Origin of the sequence: Nocardiopsis protaetiae (assembly GCF_045446735.1) — a bacterium.
GTDB lineage: Bacteria > Actinomycetota > Actinomycetes > Streptosporangiales > Streptosporangiaceae > Nocardiopsis > Nocardiopsis protaetiae.
The window spans coordinates 1-14,684 of record NZ_JBJJBV010000175.1 but is presented as its reverse complement, the minus strand read 5'-3'; the positions used below and the strand labels follow the sequence as shown (position 1 = coordinate 14,684).

Annotated in this window: 10 protein-coding genes and 1 pseudogene; 7 read left to right on the top strand and 4 right to left on the bottom strand. The window is 75.3% G+C overall.

The window, feature by feature from the left end:
- The 3 genes and pseudogenes from ACJOT3_RS23595 to eda all read left to right on the top strand — a co-directional run.
- Nucleotides 1-245: pseudogene (locus ACJOT3_RS23595) on the top strand (glucose-6-phosphate dehydrogenase); the annotation flags it as partial.
- Nucleotides 242-2,065 carry a phosphogluconate dehydratase gene (gene edd / locus ACJOT3_RS23590; protein ID WP_406975282.1) on the top strand — a complete coding sequence of 608 codons (1,824 nt, stop codon included), beginning with the start codon at nt 242-244 and terminating at the stop codon, nt 2,063-2,065. The pseudogene ACJOT3_RS23595 and the gene edd, both read left to right, overlap by 4 nt.
- A gap of 26 nt (nt 2,066-2,091) precedes the next feature.
- Nucleotides 2,092-2,724: a bifunctional 4-hydroxy-2-oxoglutarate aldolase/2-dehydro-3-deoxy-phosphogluconate aldolase gene (eda, locus tag ACJOT3_RS23585; RefSeq protein ID WP_406975281.1), complete on the top strand. Its 633-nt coding sequence runs from the start codon at nt 2,092-2,094 to the stop codon at nt 2,722-2,724.
- Between the two features lie 55 nt (nt 2,725-2,779).
- Here the strand turns inward: eda and ACJOT3_RS23580 are convergent, their stop codons facing one another.
- The 3 genes from ACJOT3_RS23580 to ACJOT3_RS23570 all read right to left on the bottom strand — a co-directional run bounded on the left by ACJOT3_RS23580 (nt 2,780) and on the right by ACJOT3_RS23570 (nt 6,526).
- Nucleotides 2,780-3,490 carry a class I SAM-dependent methyltransferase gene (locus ACJOT3_RS23580; RefSeq protein ID WP_406975280.1) on the bottom strand — a complete coding sequence of 237 codons (711 nt, stop codon included), beginning with the start codon at nt 3,488-3,490 and terminating at the stop codon, nt 2,780-2,782.
- A gap of 177 nt (nt 3,491-3,667) precedes the next feature.
- Nucleotides 3,668-4,927 (bottom strand): hypothetical protein, encoded by a 1,260-nt coding sequence (locus ACJOT3_RS23575; RefSeq protein WP_406975279.1) that lies wholly within the window; start codon nt 4,925-4,927, stop codon nt 3,668-3,670.
- Nucleotides 4,928-5,050: 123 nt separating this feature from the next.
- Nucleotides 5,051-6,526 carry a helix-turn-helix domain-containing protein gene (locus tag ACJOT3_RS23570; protein WP_406975278.1) on the bottom strand — a complete coding sequence of 492 codons (1,476 nt, stop codon included), beginning with the start codon at nt 6,524-6,526 and terminating at the stop codon, nt 5,051-5,053.
- A gap of 320 nt (nt 6,527-6,846) precedes the next feature.
- Here ACJOT3_RS23570 and ACJOT3_RS23565 point away from each other — a divergent pair, with 320 nt between their 5' ends.
- From ACJOT3_RS23565 to guaD, 3 genes are read left to right on the top strand one after another with little or no spacing between them, the layout of a single operon-like run.
- Complete coding sequence (locus ACJOT3_RS23565; protein WP_406975277.1) at nt 6,847-7,710, top strand: FAD binding domain-containing protein; 864 nt, start codon at nt 6,847-6,849, stop codon at nt 7,708-7,710.
- On the top strand, nt 7,707-10,445 hold the full coding sequence (locus tag ACJOT3_RS23560; protein ID WP_406975276.1) for a molybdopterin-dependent oxidoreductase: 2,739 nt from the start codon (nt 7,707-7,709) through the stop codon (nt 10,443-10,445). The genes ACJOT3_RS23565 and ACJOT3_RS23560 overlap by 4 nt, the downstream gene beginning before the upstream one ends.
- On the top strand, nt 10,442-11,914 hold the full coding sequence (gene guaD, locus ACJOT3_RS23555) for a guanine deaminase (protein WP_406975275.1): 1,473 nt from the start codon (nt 10,442-10,444) through the stop codon (nt 11,912-11,914). The genes ACJOT3_RS23560 and guaD overlap by 4 nt, the downstream gene beginning before the upstream one ends.
- 319 nt (nt 11,915-12,233) lie before the next feature.
- Here guaD and ACJOT3_RS23550 read toward each other — a convergent pair whose 3' ends face one another.
- Nucleotides 12,234-12,881: a TetR/AcrR family transcriptional regulator gene (locus tag ACJOT3_RS23550; RefSeq protein ID WP_406975274.1), complete on the bottom strand. Its 648-nt coding sequence runs from the start codon at nt 12,879-12,881 to the stop codon at nt 12,234-12,236.
- Between the two features lie 175 nt (nt 12,882-13,056).
- Here ACJOT3_RS23550 and ACJOT3_RS23545 point away from each other — a divergent pair, with 175 nt between their 5' ends.
- Complete coding sequence (locus tag ACJOT3_RS23545) at nt 13,057-14,655, top strand: ABC-F family ATP-binding cassette domain-containing protein (protein ID WP_406975273.1); 1,599 nt, start codon at nt 13,057-13,059, stop codon at nt 14,653-14,655.
- The last annotated feature ends 29 nt before the right edge of the window (nt 14,656-14,684 follow it).

Here is a 14,684-nt window from a genome sequence, read left to right as displayed (position 1 = left end):
CCACCCGCTCGCCCGAGGCGTACGAGCGGCTGCTCATGGACGTGCTGGCCGGAGACTCCACCCTGTTCATGCGCCGCGACGAGGTCGAGGCGGCCTGGCGCTGGACGGATCCCGTGATCGCCGCCTGGGCCGACCTGGACCTCGTCCCCGAGACCTATCCGGCCGGGAGCGCCGGCCCCGCGGGCGCCGACCGGCTCATCGGCCGCACCGGCCGCACGTGGTACGAAGAGGAGCAACCCCGATGACCGCGCACATCCCCGCCGTCCACCCCGTCGTCGCCGAGGTCACCCGCGCCCTCGCCGAACGCAGCGCGGCCTCCCGCGCCGCCTACCTGGACAAGATCCGCTCCGCCGCGGACCCGGCCCGGCCCGCCCGCACGGCCTTGGGCTGCGCCAACCTCGCCCACGGGTTCGCCGCCTGCGGGGTCTCGGACAAGCTCGCCCTGGCCGGGGACGTCACCCCGAACCTGGCGATCGTCTCCTCCTACAACGACATGCTCTCGGCGCACCAGCCGCTGGAGTCCTACCCGGCGATCATCAAGGCCGCCGTCGGCGCGGCGGGCGGCGTCGCCCAGTTCGCGGGCGGGGTGCCCGCCATGTGCGACGGCGTCACCCAGGGCCGGGCGGGGATGGAGCTGTCCCTGTTCAGCCGGGACGTCATCGCGATGGCCACCGCCGTGGCGCTCTCCCACGACATGTTCGACGGCGCCCTCATGCTGGGCGTCTGCGACAAGATCGTGCCGGGCCTGCTCATCGGCTCCCTGGCGTTCGGCCACCTGCCGGTGGCGTTCGTCCCGGCCGGCCCGATGCCCTCGGGCCTGCCCAACAAGGACAAGGCGCGGGTGCGCCAGCGCTTCGCCGAGGGCAAGGCCGACCGCCGCGAGCTCCTCCAGGCCGAGTCGGCCGCCTACCACTCGCCGGGCACCTGCACGTTCTACGGCACCGCCAACTCCAACCAGATGCTCATGGAGGTCATGGGCCTGCACCTGCCCGGGGCCAGCTTCGAGCAGCCGGGCACGGAGATGCGCGAGGCGCTCACCGCCGAGGTCGGCCGCCGGGTGCTGGCCAACACCGCCCTGGGCGAGACCCCGGTGCCGCTGGGCGAGCAGGTCGACGAGCGCGCGATCGTGAACGCCGTGGTCGCCCTGCTGGCCACCGGCGGCTCCACCAACCACACCCTGCACCTGGTGGCGATCGCCCGCGCCGCGGGCATCGAGCTGACCTGGGACGACTTCGCCGCCCTGTCGGAGGTCGTGCCGCTGCTCACCCGCATGTACCCCAACGGCGCCGCCGACGTGAACGCCTTCCACGAGGCGGGCGGCATGGCCTACCTCATCGGCTCCCTGCTCGACGCCGGGCTGCTGCACGAGGACGTGCGCACCGTCATGGGCCGCGGGCTGAGCGCCTACCGCCAGGTCCCGGAGCTCAACGACGGCGTCCTGAGCTGGGTGGACGGCCCCAAGGAGAGCGGCGACACCTCGGTGCTGCGCGGCGCCGACGACCCCTTCGCCCCCGACGGCGGCCTGCGGATGCTCCACGGCAACCTGGGCCGCGCTGTCATCAAGGTGTCGGCGGTCGACCCGTCCCGGCACGTGGTGGAGGCGCCCGCCCGGGTCTTCGCCGACCAGGCCGAACTCCAGGCCGCCTTCACCGCAGGCGAGCTGACCGGCGACTTCGTCGCGGTGGTCCGCTTCCAGGGCCCGCGGGCCAACGGCATGCCCGAACTGCACAAGCTCACCCCGCCGCTGGCCGTGCTCCAGGACCGCGGCCAGAAGGTCGCCCTGGTGACCGACGGCCGCATGTCGGGCGCCTCGGGCAAGGTGCCCGCCGCCATCCACGTGTCCCCCGAGGCCGAGGCCGGCGGCCCGCTCGCCTACGTCCGCGACGGCGACCTCGTCCGCCTGGACGCCCGCGCGGGCACACTGGAGGTGCTCGCCGACCTGGCCGGACGCGAGCCCGCCGAGCCCAGCGTGGACTCCTCCACGGGTACCGGCCGGGAGCTGTTCGGCGCCCTGCGCGCGGCCGTCGGCCCCGCCGAGGCCGGTGCCGGGGTCTTCGGCCACTGAACGCGATCGAACAGGAGAACCTCCCCATGACGACGACGCCCCGCACCGGCGGCGACATCCTCGACCTGGCCCCGGTGATGCCGGTGGTCGTCCTGCACGACGCCGGGGCGGCCGTGCCGCTGGCCCGAGCCCTGGTGGCGGGCGGCCTGCCCGGCATCGAGGTGACGCTGCGCACCCCCGCCGCGCTCGACGCCATCGAGCGGATCGCCGCCGAGGTCCCCGAGGCCGTGGTGGGCGCGGGCACCGTGACCACCCCCGACCAGGCCGCGGCCGCCGCCAAGGCGGGCGCCCGGTTCCTGGTCAGCCCCGGCAGCACCGCCACCCTGGCCGCCGCCATGACCGACACCGGGCTGCCGTTCCTGCCCGGCGTGTCCACGGTGTCGGAGGCGCTGGCGCTGCTGGAGCGCGGCATTTCGGAGCTGAAGTTCTTCCCTGCCGAGGCCGCGGGCGGCGCCGCGTTCCTCAAGTCCCTGTCGGGGCCGCTGCCGCAGGTCCGCTTCTGCCCGACCGGGGGCATCACGCCGGCCTCCGCGCCGGACTACCTGGCGCTGCCCAACGTGGGCTGTGTGGGCGGCAGCTGGCTGACCCCGGCCGACGCGGTCGCCGCCGGGGACTGGGGCCGGGTCACCGACCTGGCCCGGCAGGCCGCCGCGCTCTGAGGACGGCCGAACGCCCGCGCCGCCGTCGCGGTGCGGGCGTTCCCGTATCCGGGGTTCAGCGTTCGGGCATGCGGAAGAAGATCATCGGGTTGCGGGTGCTGTCCCGCACCGGCTCGCCCAGCCCCAGGTCCTCGCGCAGTTCCAGCAGCGCCGTGTACGGGGCGGGCGCCCGCTTGCGGGAGACGGTCAGGTACTCCGTGGCCTTCCGGCGCAGCCACGCCAGCACGACCGCGCCCTCCGACAGGGGCACCGCCCGCCTGCCGTGGAACACGTCGTGGACGCTGACCGGGGTGCCCGGGGCGACCCGCGGGAACAGCTCGGCCAGGTACCAGCGCGCGAACCGGGCGTTGTGGGCGGCGTCCACGAACAGGTAGCCGATGTCCTCGGGGACCTCGCCGAGGTTCTTGCGCACGTCGCCCCGGTGGAAGTGCCAGCGCCCCTCGGACAGGGCCGCCGGGACGTTGGAGAGCACGTTGTCGACGATGTCGAAGGAGTGCAGGCTCCCGGTCCCGTTGTCGCGCAGCGCCGACAGGATCCAGGTGGTGGACCAGCCGTGGAAGGTGCCCAGCTCCATGACCGTCTCGGGCCGGGTCTCGCGCAGCAGCAGGTAGGTGATCTCGGCTTCGAGGTCGTCCAGCTGCGGGGTCAGCTTCCCCTGGGTCTCCCACAGGAACTCGCGCTGGGCCTTCCTCACCTCCGCCAGCGGATCCCGGTACTTGCGGTACAGGTCGCCGATCAGCGACAGGTCGATGCCGGCATCCCCCATGGCGGTCCCCTCGTCGTTCTCCGGTGCCCGGGCAGGGCGCGCTCTCAGTATCCAACGGAGCGGGGCCGCCGCGGCGCGCCCCCTCGTCCCGGCGATTCCGTGCGTATGCCGCGCCCGCCGCGCGGCCGGTGGCCGAACCGGGCCGGACCGGGGTCGAACCGGGGCCGTGGCGCCCGGTCAGGCCCCGTCCCACCGCCGCCCCGGAGTCCGGTCCGCGGTCCGGTCCGCGGTCCGCTCCGCCAGGTCCACCAGGGCGGAGCTCTCGGACAGCCGCTCCTCGTAGACCAGCCACTCGGGGCACTCGCCGTGGACGTCGAGCCCGCGCAGCCGCCGTCCGGCCTCCCGCGGCAGCTCGGCCAGCGCCGACAGCGACGGGTGCCGCTCCAGCCGGGCCGCCACCGCGCGGCAGCGTTCCACCAGGGCGTCCCGCTCCCGGGGCAGGGACCGGCTCAGCACCCGCAGCCGCGCCACCAGGTGGGTGGGCTCGGCCAGGGCGTCGAGCGCCTGCGCCAGCGCCTCCTCGGCCCGGGCCAGCGCCCGCTCGCCCGCGTGCACGTCCCGGGCGGCCAGCGCGCCGCCCACTTCCTCACGGTGCCGGTCGAACCGCTCCACCGCCCGCAGCCCCCGCTCCAGGGCCCGCCGGGCCCGCACCTCGGCCGACGCCGGATGCGCCCGGGCCACCCGTGCGACCCCGGACCGCGCCTCGGCGACCCGGTCCGCCAGGTCGTCCCGGTCCCGGTCCAGCCCGGCGGCGCGCCGGGCGAGGCGTTCGTGCCGCTCGGACAGGCGGGCCAGGGCGCGCCGGGTCAGCTCCAGGTCCTCCGCCAGCGGGTCCAGCGCCGTGACGGCGGCCAGCGGGCGGCGCTCCCCGACGAACCCGCGCACCTCGTGCAGGCGCTCGGCCGCTGCGGCGAGGTCCCGCGCCTCGCCGTCGGTGCGGAACCCCGCGTCCTCCCGGCGGTCGGCCTCGGCCCGCTCCAGCAGGGCCTCGACCTCCCGCACCCGCTCGGGCAGGGCGGCCAGCCGGGCGACCACCCCGCCCAGCCTGGCCTCCTGCGCGCGCAGCCCGGGGACGGCCTTCTCCAGCTCGATGACCAGCCGCTCCCACGCCTGCGCGGTGAACACCAGCCGCCCGGTCCGCACCGGCGCCGCGGGCGCGGCGGCCAGCTCCGCGTACCGCAGCTCCGCCCCGTCGGCCCGGCCTATCGCCCGCTCGGCCGGTTCCAGGAGCGCGGCGACCTCCTCGTGCGCGTGGTCGGCGCGGACCAGCTCGATGTCGCGCCGCACCTGGTCGCGGAGCCGGTGCAGCTCGGCGACCAGCGCGGCGGCGCGCCCCCGTGCGAGCTCCGTTCGCTCCACCACCGGGCGTCTGCGGGACACGCGCAGGTACAGGGGCACCGCGGCCAGACCGCACACCAACAGGACGAAAAGCACCACCGAGACCAACTCCAGGGGTAGGTTCCCTACGGTTAGGTCGCCCCGACCCCGCCGAAGGTTCATCCCCTGGCACGTTCCGGCCACGCTCCGGCCGCACTGCGCGCCACCGGGGCCCGGTGGGGATCAGGAGCACAGGAGGGCGGCGCGCAGGTCGAGGCGGTGGTCGAGGTCGGAGAGGTCGCGGCCGGTCAGGGTCTCGATGCGCGGGATCCGGTAGTGGACCGTGTTCACGTGGACGTGCAGCAGCCGGGCCGTGCGCACCCAGGACCCGTTCTCGTCCAGGAACACGCGCAGGGTGTGCAGCAGGTCGCCGCCGGTGCGGCCGTCGTGGTCGAGCACCGGGCCCAGGACGCGGCGGTGGTAGTCCCGCCGCACCGCCGGGGCCACCCCCGCGACCAGCCCGGCCAGCCCGCGCAGCTCCGCGGCGGCCAGGACGCCGTCCCTGCCCGCACCCGCTTCGGCTGCGTCCAGCGCGTACCCGGCGCGGACCAGGCAGGACGCCAGTTCCTCCGGGTCGGCCACGGGTTCGCCGACGCCCGCGTACGGGGTGCCCCGGCCCGACAGCAGCGTGACGAAGAGCGCCCACGTCCGGCGCAGCGCCTCCGGGAGTTCGGCGGCCTCGCCCGGGACCACGGCCACGGCCCGGCCGTCGGGGGTGCGGCCGACCACCGGTTCGCGGTCGTCCGCGCGCAGCGCCTCCTCCAGGGCGGACCGGGCCCACTCGACCCCCGTGCGGTCCCCGCGGATCCGGGCGGCGACCACGGTGAGCGGCCGGGCGCCCGCCAGCCCGCAGGCGGCCAGAGCCGACTCCACCGCCGCACGGTCGGCCCAGGGCCGGTGCAGGAGTTCGGCCAGCCGGTCCGCGGCCCGGCGGGCGCCCTCCCGGCCCGCCTCCACCCGGGCGCGTTCCAGGGAGACGATCCCCGCGGCCTCGGCCAGCGCCCGCGGCGGGACGGGCCGGTCGGAGACCACCCGCAGCCACCAGGTGTCCACCGGTGACGACCCCGGGACCGGCACCGGCCGCACCGCCCGCAGCGCGCCCGGGTCCGGGACGCCCGAAGCGGTCGTGCGGCCCGCGTCGGTGGCGATCTCGCAGTAGGAGGCGGCCAGCGCGGTCCGCACCCCGTCGAGCAGGGCCGCCGTGCCCGCCCCCTCGGAGACCAGCGCCGTCAGCGTCCGCCGCTCGCGCGCCCCCAGCGGCCGCGCGCCCGGTTCGCTCTCGGCCAGCGTCCGGTGCACGAAGGCGCTCACCGTGTGGAAACCGGTGGACCGGGGCACCGCCAGCAGCGCCAGCCCGCGGTCCCGGCAGGCCGCCACCAGCGCCTCGGGGGTCGGCCCGTGGGCGGCCTCGCCCGCCAGCAGCGCGGAGATCCCCGACCGCACCAGGCGGTCGGCGTAGTCGGCCATGGCGGTGTCCGGGTCGCCCCGCCGCCACCACACCAGGCCGGTCAGCAGGACCCCGCCCGGTTCCAGGTACGGGGAGGGGTCGGCCAGATCGGTGGTGACCACCCCCGTGATCTCGTTGTCGAGAAAGGAATCCGGGGCCCATTTCACGGCGATTCCCAATTCCCGGTCCTCCACCAGATCCCGGACGATCACGGTTCCTCCTCGGGTGTTCCACGGCCCGGACGACTCCGGGCGGTGAGCTCGTGAATGCGAGCCACAGTGCTGTTTCCTGTTGGTATCCACAAGGTTAAACACACGGATCGGTGGGCTGGTCGATCGTACAGTGGGCGGGGCGAGAGGCCTTTCCGATTCCGTGCGAACGACCACTCGACCGTGATGAGGAATGCTTGTTTCAATGAATCGGCCGTGATTTTTCCACGGCGGACGCAGGGCGTTCCGGGATTCCTCGCGGACCCGGAACGCCCACCCCCCACTTCGCCGATCGTGTCCCCCCAGGGACCGGAGGGAGCGCGATGGACCTCACTTCCATCGACGAGGTCCGGCCGGCCTCCGAGACCGCGTGGCGGCCCGGCGACGCCTGGCTGGCCGGCGGCACCTACCTGTTCTCCGAACCCCAGCCGCACATCACCCGGCTGCTCGACCTCACCGCCCTGGACTGGCCCGCGCTGGTCCGCCGCGACGACCACCTGGAGATCGCCGCGACCTGCACCGTCGCCCGGCTGCGCGAACTGGAGCCCGACCCGTCGTGGGCGGCGTTCCCGCTGGTCGGGCAGTGCTGCCACGCGTTCCTCGCCTCGTTCAAGATCTGGAACGAGGCGACCGTCGGCGGCAACCTCTGCAACGCGCTGCCCGCCGGGCCGATGATCTCCCTGACCGCAGCCCTGGACGGCGTCTGCGTGCTCCGGCCCGCACCCGACCGGGGGCCCGAGCGCCTCGTCCCCGTCCACGAGTTCGTCACCGGCGCGGGGGAGAAGGCCCTGGCCCCCGGGGAGGTGCTGCGCGCCGTCCGCGTCCCCTACCGGGCGCTGCGCCGCCGCACCGCGTTCCGGCAGGTCTCCCTCACCCCGCACGGGCGCTCCGGCGCCCTGCTCATCGGCACCCGGGACCCCGGGGACGGGGGCTTCGTGCTCACCGTCACCGCGTCCACCCCCCGCCCCGTCCGGTTCGCCTTCCCCGCCGTCCCCGCGGCCGCGGAGCTGGACGCCGCGCTGTCCGGGCGGCTCGCCCCCGACGACTACTTCGACGACATGCACGGCGACCCCCGCTGGCGCCGCCACGTCACCCACCTGCTCGCCGAGCGGATCCGCGCCGAACTCGCCACCGGGCCCACTACCGGGCCCGGCGGCGGCCCCGCCCCCGACGGAGGCACGCTGTGAACTACCAGGTCAACGGCAAGGAGTACCCCAACCGGCCGCAGCCGGGCCAGTGCCTGCGCACTTTCCTGCGCGAACTCGGCCGGTTCGACGTCAAGAAGGGCTGCGACGCAGGCGACTGCGGCGCCTGCACCGTCCACGTGGACGGCGCCCCCGTGCACAGCTGCCTGTACCCGGCGGCGCGCGCCCTGGGCAGGGAGGTCACCACGCTCGCCGGGCTCGCCACCGAGGGCGACTTGCACCCGGCACAGCGGGCGTTCCTCCAGGCCCAGGGGTTCCAGTGCGGGTTCTGCACCGCCGGGATGATCATGACCACCGCCGCCCTGGACGAGGAGCGCCGCGCCGACCTGCCCCGCTCCCTCAAGGGCAACCTGTGCCGCTGCACCGGCTACCGGGCCGTCCGCGACGCCGTCGAGGGCGTCCGCAACATCGAGGAGTCCGCGGCGGGGGACGAGGCCGGGCGCAGCCTGCCCGCGCCCGCCACCCTGGGCGTCGTCACCGGCGAGGTCCGGTACACGCTCGACGTGGACGTCGAGGACCGGGTGTACATCCGGCTGCTGCGCTCCCCGCACTCCCACGCCCGGATCACCCGCATCGACACCGCGGCCGCCGCGGCCCTGCCCGGGGTGCACGCCGTCCTCACCCACGCCGACGCCCCCGACCGGCTCTACTCCACCGCCCGCCACGAGGACCACCGCGACGACCCCGACGACCTGCGGCTCCTCGACGACGTGGTGCGCTACAAGGGCCAGCGGATCGCCGCCGTGGTCGCCGACAGCGAACGGATCGCCGACCGCGCCCTGGGCCTCATCGAGGTCGACTACGAGCCGCTGCCCGCCGTGTACACCCCCGAGGAGGCGCTGGCCCCCGGCGCCCCCGTCATCCACGACAAGGGGCCCGAATCCCGGATCGCCGACCCCCGCCGCAACCTCGTCGCCGAGGCGCACGGGGACATCGGCGACGTCGAGGCCGGGTTCGCCGAGGCCGACGTGGTGTACGAGGAGGAGTTCCACACCCAGCGGGTCCAGCACGCCCACCTGGAGACCCACTGCGCCATCGCCTGGTGGGACGCCGACGAGCGCCGCCTCACCGTGCGCTCCAGCACCCAGGTGCCCTTCCTCACCCGCGACGCCCTGGCCTCGCTGTTCGACCTGCCCCGGGAGAACGTTCGTGTGCACGCCGAGCGTGTGGGCGGCGGATTCGGCGGCAAGCAGGAGATGATGGTGGAGGACATCGCCGCACTGGCGGCGATGCGCACCGGCCGTCCCGCCCAGATCGAATTGACCCGCACCGAGCAGTTCACCGGCACCTCCACCCGCCACCCGATGTCCGTGCGGGTGAAGATCGGGGCGCGCCGGGACGGCACGCTCACCGCGATCCAGATGCGGCTGCTGTCGAACACCGGCGCCTACGGCAACCACGGCCCCGGCGTGATGTTCCACGGCAGCGGCGAGTGCGTGGCGATCTACCGCTGCCCCAACAAGAGGATCGACTCCTACGCCGTGTACACCAACACGGTGCCGGCGGGCGCGTTCCGCGGGTACGGGCTGAGCCAGACCGTGTTCGCCGTCGAACAGGTCATGGACGAGATCGCCCGCATGCTCGACATGGACCCCGTCGACCTGCGCGAACGCAACGTGATCCGCCCCGGCGATCCGATGGCGGCGCTGCACGAGGACGAGGACGACGTCGAGTACGGCAGCTACGGGCTCGACCAGCTGCTGGCCGCCCTCCGCGAGGCGCGCGCCGACCCCGGCGCCCGCGGTGAGGAGCCGCCGCCCGGCTGGCTGGTCGGCGACGGCCTGGCCGTGTGCATGATCGACACCGTGCCGCCCCGCGGCCACTTCGCCGACGCGGACCTCGCCCTGCTGCCCGACGGCCGCTACGACCTGGCCGTGGGCACCGCCGAGTTCGGCAACGGCACCACCACCGTGCACCGGCAGATCGCCGCCACGGTGCTGGGCACCACCGCCGACCGGATCGTGGTGCGCCAGTCCGACACCGACGTGGTCGGCCACGACACCGGCGCGTTCGGCTCCACCGGGACGGTCGTGGCGGGCAAGGCCGTGCACCGCGCCGCCACCGCCCTGCGTGAACGCCTGCTGGAGGAGGCTGCCCGCCACCTGGGCGCCGACCCCGGGGCGTGCGTGCTGGAACCCGACCGGGTGCGGGGCGGCGACACGTCGGTGTCGCTGACCCTGCTGCACGACCTGGCCCGCGACGGCGGGGGCGGGGTGGCCGCGCACGGCCACTGGGCGGGCACCCCGCGGTCGGTGGCCTTCAACGGCCAGTGGTTCCGGGTGGCCGTCGACCCCGACACCGGGGAGGTGCGGATCCTGCGCGCCCTGCACGCCGCCGACGCCGGGCGGGTGATGAACCCGAACCAGTGCCGGGGGCAGGTCGAGGGCGGGTTCGCCCAGGCGCTGGGCGCCGCCATGTACGAGAACGTGCGCCTGGACGCGCTCGGGGAGGTGGAGTCCACCGCGTTCCGCAAGTACCACATCCCCGCCTACGCGGACGTGCCCCCGCTGGAGGTGCGGTTCGCCGAGACCGAGGACGCCCTCGGCCCGCTGGGCGCCAAGTCCATGAGCGAAAGCCCCTTCAACCCCGTGGCCCCCGCCCTGGCCAACGCCCTGCGCGATGCGACCGGGCACCGGTTCACCCGGCTGCCGCTGGCCCGGGACCGGGTCTGGCTCGCGCTCCAGCAGGGCGCCACCGACGCCACCGAGGAACGATGACCACCACCGACGCGACCACCACCGACGGGACCACCGCCGGGGCGACCGGCTCCGGAACGAGCGCCTCCGGGAGGAGCGCCGCTGACGCGAACGCCGCCGGGGCGACCGGCTCCGGGACGAGTACCTCCGGGAGGGGCGCCTCCGACGCGAGCGCCGCCGGGACGAGCGCCGTGCGCGGCGACCTGGCGTACTTCACCGGCGACCCCTTCACCGCCGAGCCGGAGGAATGCTTCGTCCACGTGCCCGACGGGGTGGTGGTGATGCGCGAGGGGCGCATCACCGCGGTCGGGCGCGCCGCCGACCTTGCCCCGGGCCTGCCCGCCGGGACCCGGGTGGACCACCACCCCGGCTGCCTGGTCGGCCCCGGGTTCATCGACGCGCACGTCCACTACGCCCAGACCGGGATGATCGCCTCCCACGGCGGCAGGCTCATCGACTGGCTCAACGACCACACCTTCCCCGCCGAACGGGCGCTGGCCGACCCGGCCGTCGCCGCCGACCTGGCCGCGGCGTTCGTGGCCGAGCTGGTGCGCAACGGCACCACCACCGCTCTCACCTTCGCCACCGTGCACCGGCACTCGGTGGACGCGCTGTTCACCGCCGCGGCCGCCGTCGACATGCGGATCATCGCGGGCAAGGTGCTGATGGACCGCAACGCCCCCGCCGACCTGCTGGACGACCCGCGCCGCGGGTACGAGGAATCGCGCGACCTCATCCGCGCCTGGCACGGCCGCGGCCGCGCCGGGTACGCGATCACGCCGCGGTTCGCGCCCACCAGCAGCCCCGAGCAGCTACGGCTGGCCGGGGAGCTGTGGCGGGAGTTCCCGGACGTGCACGTCCACAGCCACGTGGCGGAGAACGCCGACGAGGTCCGCTGGGTGGCGGAGCTGTTCCCCGACCGCAAGGGCTACCTGGACGTGTACCACCACCACGGGCTGACCGGGCGGCGGGCCGTGTACGCGCACGCGGTGCACCTGGGGGAGGAGGACTTCGGGCTGTGCCACGACACCGGGACGGCGCTCGCGCACTGCCCGACCTCCAACACGTTCCTGGGCAGCGGGCTGTTCCCGCTGCACGAGGCCAAGGCCGCCGAGCGCCCCGTGCACGTGGGCCTGGGCACGGACGTGGGCGCGGGCACGACCTTCTCGCTGCCGGCCACGATGGGGGAGGCGTACAAGGTCGCCCAGTTGCGCGGGCGCGACCTGGACCCGCTGCGGTCGCTGTACCTGGCCACGCTCGGCAACGCCCGGGCGCTGGACATCGACCGGCACGTGGGCACACTCGCCCCCGGCATGGAGGCCGACCTGGTGGTGCTCGACCCGCGGGCGACCCCGCTGCTGGCCCGCCGCACGGCCCGCGCGGAGTCGGTGGCGGACGTGGTGTTCGCCCTGGCGGTGCTGGCCGACGACCGCGTGGTGCGCCGCACCTACATCGCGGGCCGCCCGGTCGACCCCGATCGGATCCCCTGAGGGTGGCGCCCGGGCCCGCGGGTCCGGGAGGCGCCGGGCCCGTGCAAGGACGGGTCCGGCCCCTCCCGCGCCCGCGGTGCCCGGCTTTTCCCCGCCGAGTCCCCTTTCCCCGCCGAGTCCCCACGAGCGGGGATCGATGGGCGAGGCCGTGCTCCCGGCCGGGGGCGTTCCCCGGCGATCGGTGTGCGGCGGTGATCGGCATACGGTGGCGCTCGGCATGCGTCGGCGCTCGGCATGCGGCGGGGCGGCGTCGGCCGGGACCGCTTCTCGGCGGTCGGCGCCCGAGGGGGCCGGTTTCCGAGCGGACGTTCGGCGGTGGTCAGGGCCCGGCGGCGCCCGGGCAGGGGCGGTCGGGGGTGACGAAGGCGCCGGCGCGGGCGGCGTCGGCGGCGATGCGAGCGGCGCGGCGCAGGTCGGCGTCGGCGACGGGTTCGCGGCCCACGAGGAGCCGGTGGTAGACGGGGGCGACGGCGGCCCGGACGACCTCCACCGCGTCGGTGCCCTCGGGCACCTCACCGCGGTCGACGGCCTCGGCGACCACGACCGCGGAGCGTTCGTGGCGGTCGGCCATGAAGGCCCGCAGCGCCTCGGCGGCCCGCGGCGAGGCGATGGCGGCGGCGATCGAGGCGGCTGCCACCGCTCCCTCCGGGGCGTCGGTGAAGCCGTGGCGCACGTCCTCGGCCAGGGCCAGCAGGTCGCCTTCGAGGGTGCCGGTGCGGGTGGGCGTCCAGCCGTGTTCGCCGGCCGACCACTCCAGGGCGGCGGCCAGCAGCCCGTCCACCCCGCCCCAGCGGCGGTAGACGGTGGCCTTGTGCACCCCCGAGCGGGCGGCGACGCGGTCGACGGTCAGTCCCGCGTAGCCCAGTTCGCCCAGTTCGTCGAGGGTGGCCCGCAGGACGGCGGCGGTGTTGCGCGCGGTGCGCCCGCCCGGGCGGGCGCTGCCGGGAGGTTCCGGGGTCGAGGTCATAATGCAACTGTAGTTGCATTTGATCGTCCTGTGTGTCATCATCCTTAATGCAACAGTGGTCGCAAAAGTGGCTGCGCCAATGACCTTTCGAAGGAGGAGGGATCCCGATGGGCCTCGTCGCACGCGTGTCGCGTTCCGCCGTCCGTTTCCCGCACCCCACCTCCGGGAGGTCCACATGTCCCACACCGTCATCGCCACCGGCCTGACGTTCGCCTGGCCCGACGGCGCGTCCGTCTTCTCCGGCCTGGACGCCTGCTTCGGCCCCGGCCGCACCGGGCTGATCGGCCGCAACGGCAGCGGCAAGTCCACACTGCTGCGCCTCATCGCCGGGCGGCTCACCCCCGCCTCGGGCACCCTCGCCGTGGACGGCGACATCGGGTACCTCGACCAGCGGATCACCCTGGACACCGGGCGCACCGTCGCCGGGCTGCTGGGCATCGAGCCGGTCCGCGCCGCCCTGCGCGCCGTGGAGCGGGGGGACACCGACCCGGCGCGCTTCGACACCATCGGCACCGACTGGGACATCGAGGAGCGCGCGCTGGCCCGGCTCACCCGGTTCGGCGTCGACCTCGACGGTCCCGACCCGCTGGACCGGACCGTCGGCACCCTCTCCGGTGGCGAGGCCGTCCTGGTCGGGCTGGCCGGGATCGCGCTGCGCCGCCCCGCCGTCACCCTGCTCGACGAGCCCACCGACAACCTCGACCGGCGGGCCCGGGAGCGGCTGTTCGCCGCCGTCGACTCCTGGCCCGGCGTGCTCGTGGTCGCCGACCACGACCGCGAACTGCTGGAACACGTCGACCGGATCGCCGAGCTGCGGGAGGGGGACCTGCGCACCTGGGGCGGTAACTACACGGACTACACCGAGCAACTCGCCGCGGAGCAGGAGGCCGCCCGGCGGATGGTCCGCGCCGCCGAGGCCGACCTGCGCCGGGAGAAGCGCCAGCTCGCCGAGGCCCACGTCAAGCTGGCCCGGCGGGTGCGGTTCGGGAACAAGAAGACCGAGACCAAGCGCGAACCCAAGGTCATCATGAACCAGCGCAAACGCGAGGCGCAGGTGGCCGCGGGCAAGCACCGCATCATGCACGAGGAGAAACTGGCCGAGGCCGGGGAGGACCTGGTCCGGGCCGAGGCGGCCGTCCGCGACGACGCCGTCATCCGCGTCGACCTGCCCGGCACCGAGGTCCCGGCCGGGCAGGACGTGCTGGAGCTGCGCACCGGCGGGGACCGGCGGCTGGTGCTGCGCGGCCCCGAGCGGGTGGCGCTGACCGGCCCCAACGGGGCGGGCAAGACCACGCTGCTGCGGGCCGTCGTCGGCCTGGGGGAGCACCCCCGGGCGGAGGTCGTCCACGTGGTGGACCGGGTCGGCTACCTGCCGCAGCGGCTGGACGTGCTGGACGACGACCGCAGCGTGCTCGACAACGTGCGCGACGCGGCGCCCGGCACCGACCCGCAGCGGATCCGGGCCGGGCTGGCCCGGTTCCTCCTGCGCGGTGAACGGGTCGACCAGCGGGTCGGCGGGCTCTCCGGCGGGGAGCGGTTCCGGGTGGCGCTGGCCCGGGTGCTGCTGGCCGAGCGGCCGCCCCGGCTGCTCGTCCTGGACGAGCCCACCAACCACCTGGACCTCGACAGCAGGCTGCGGCTCACCGAGGCGCTGGCCGGGTACCGGGGCGCGCTGCTGGTGGCGAGCCACGACCCGGTGTTCCTGCACGAGATCGGCGTGACCCGTCGCTGGGAGGTCCGCCGTGACCGCGACCCCTGGGAGGAGCCCGTGTGACCCCGGTCGTCGGGCGGCGGGGCCCGGTC

Bases quoted from the DNA above. Each gene is read 5' to 3' on its own strand.
- edd (WP_406975282.1), top strand. From the start codon at position 242: ATGACCGCGCACATCCCCGCCGTCCACCCCGTCGTCGCCGAGGTCACC.
- eda (WP_406975281.1), top strand. From the start codon at position 2,092: ATGACGACGACGCCCCGCACCGGCGGCGACATCCTCGACCTGGCCCCG.
- ACJOT3_RS23580 (WP_406975280.1), bottom strand. From the start codon at position 3,490: ATGGGGGATGCCGGCATCGACCTGTCGCTGATCGGCGACCTGTACCGC.
- ACJOT3_RS23565 (WP_406975277.1), top strand. From the start codon at position 6,847: ATGGACCTCACTTCCATCGACGAGGTCCGGCCGGCCTCCGAGACCGCG.
- guaD (WP_406975275.1), top strand. From the start codon at position 10,442: ATGACCACCACCGACGCGACCACCACCGACGGGACCACCGCCGGGGCG.
- ACJOT3_RS23550 (WP_406975274.1), bottom strand. From the start codon at position 12,881: ATGACCTCGACCCCGGAACCTCCCGGCAGCGCCCGCCCGGGCGGGCGC.
- ACJOT3_RS23545 (WP_406975273.1), top strand. From the start codon at position 13,057: ATGTCCCACACCGTCATCGCCACCGGCCTGACGTTCGCCTGGCCCGAC.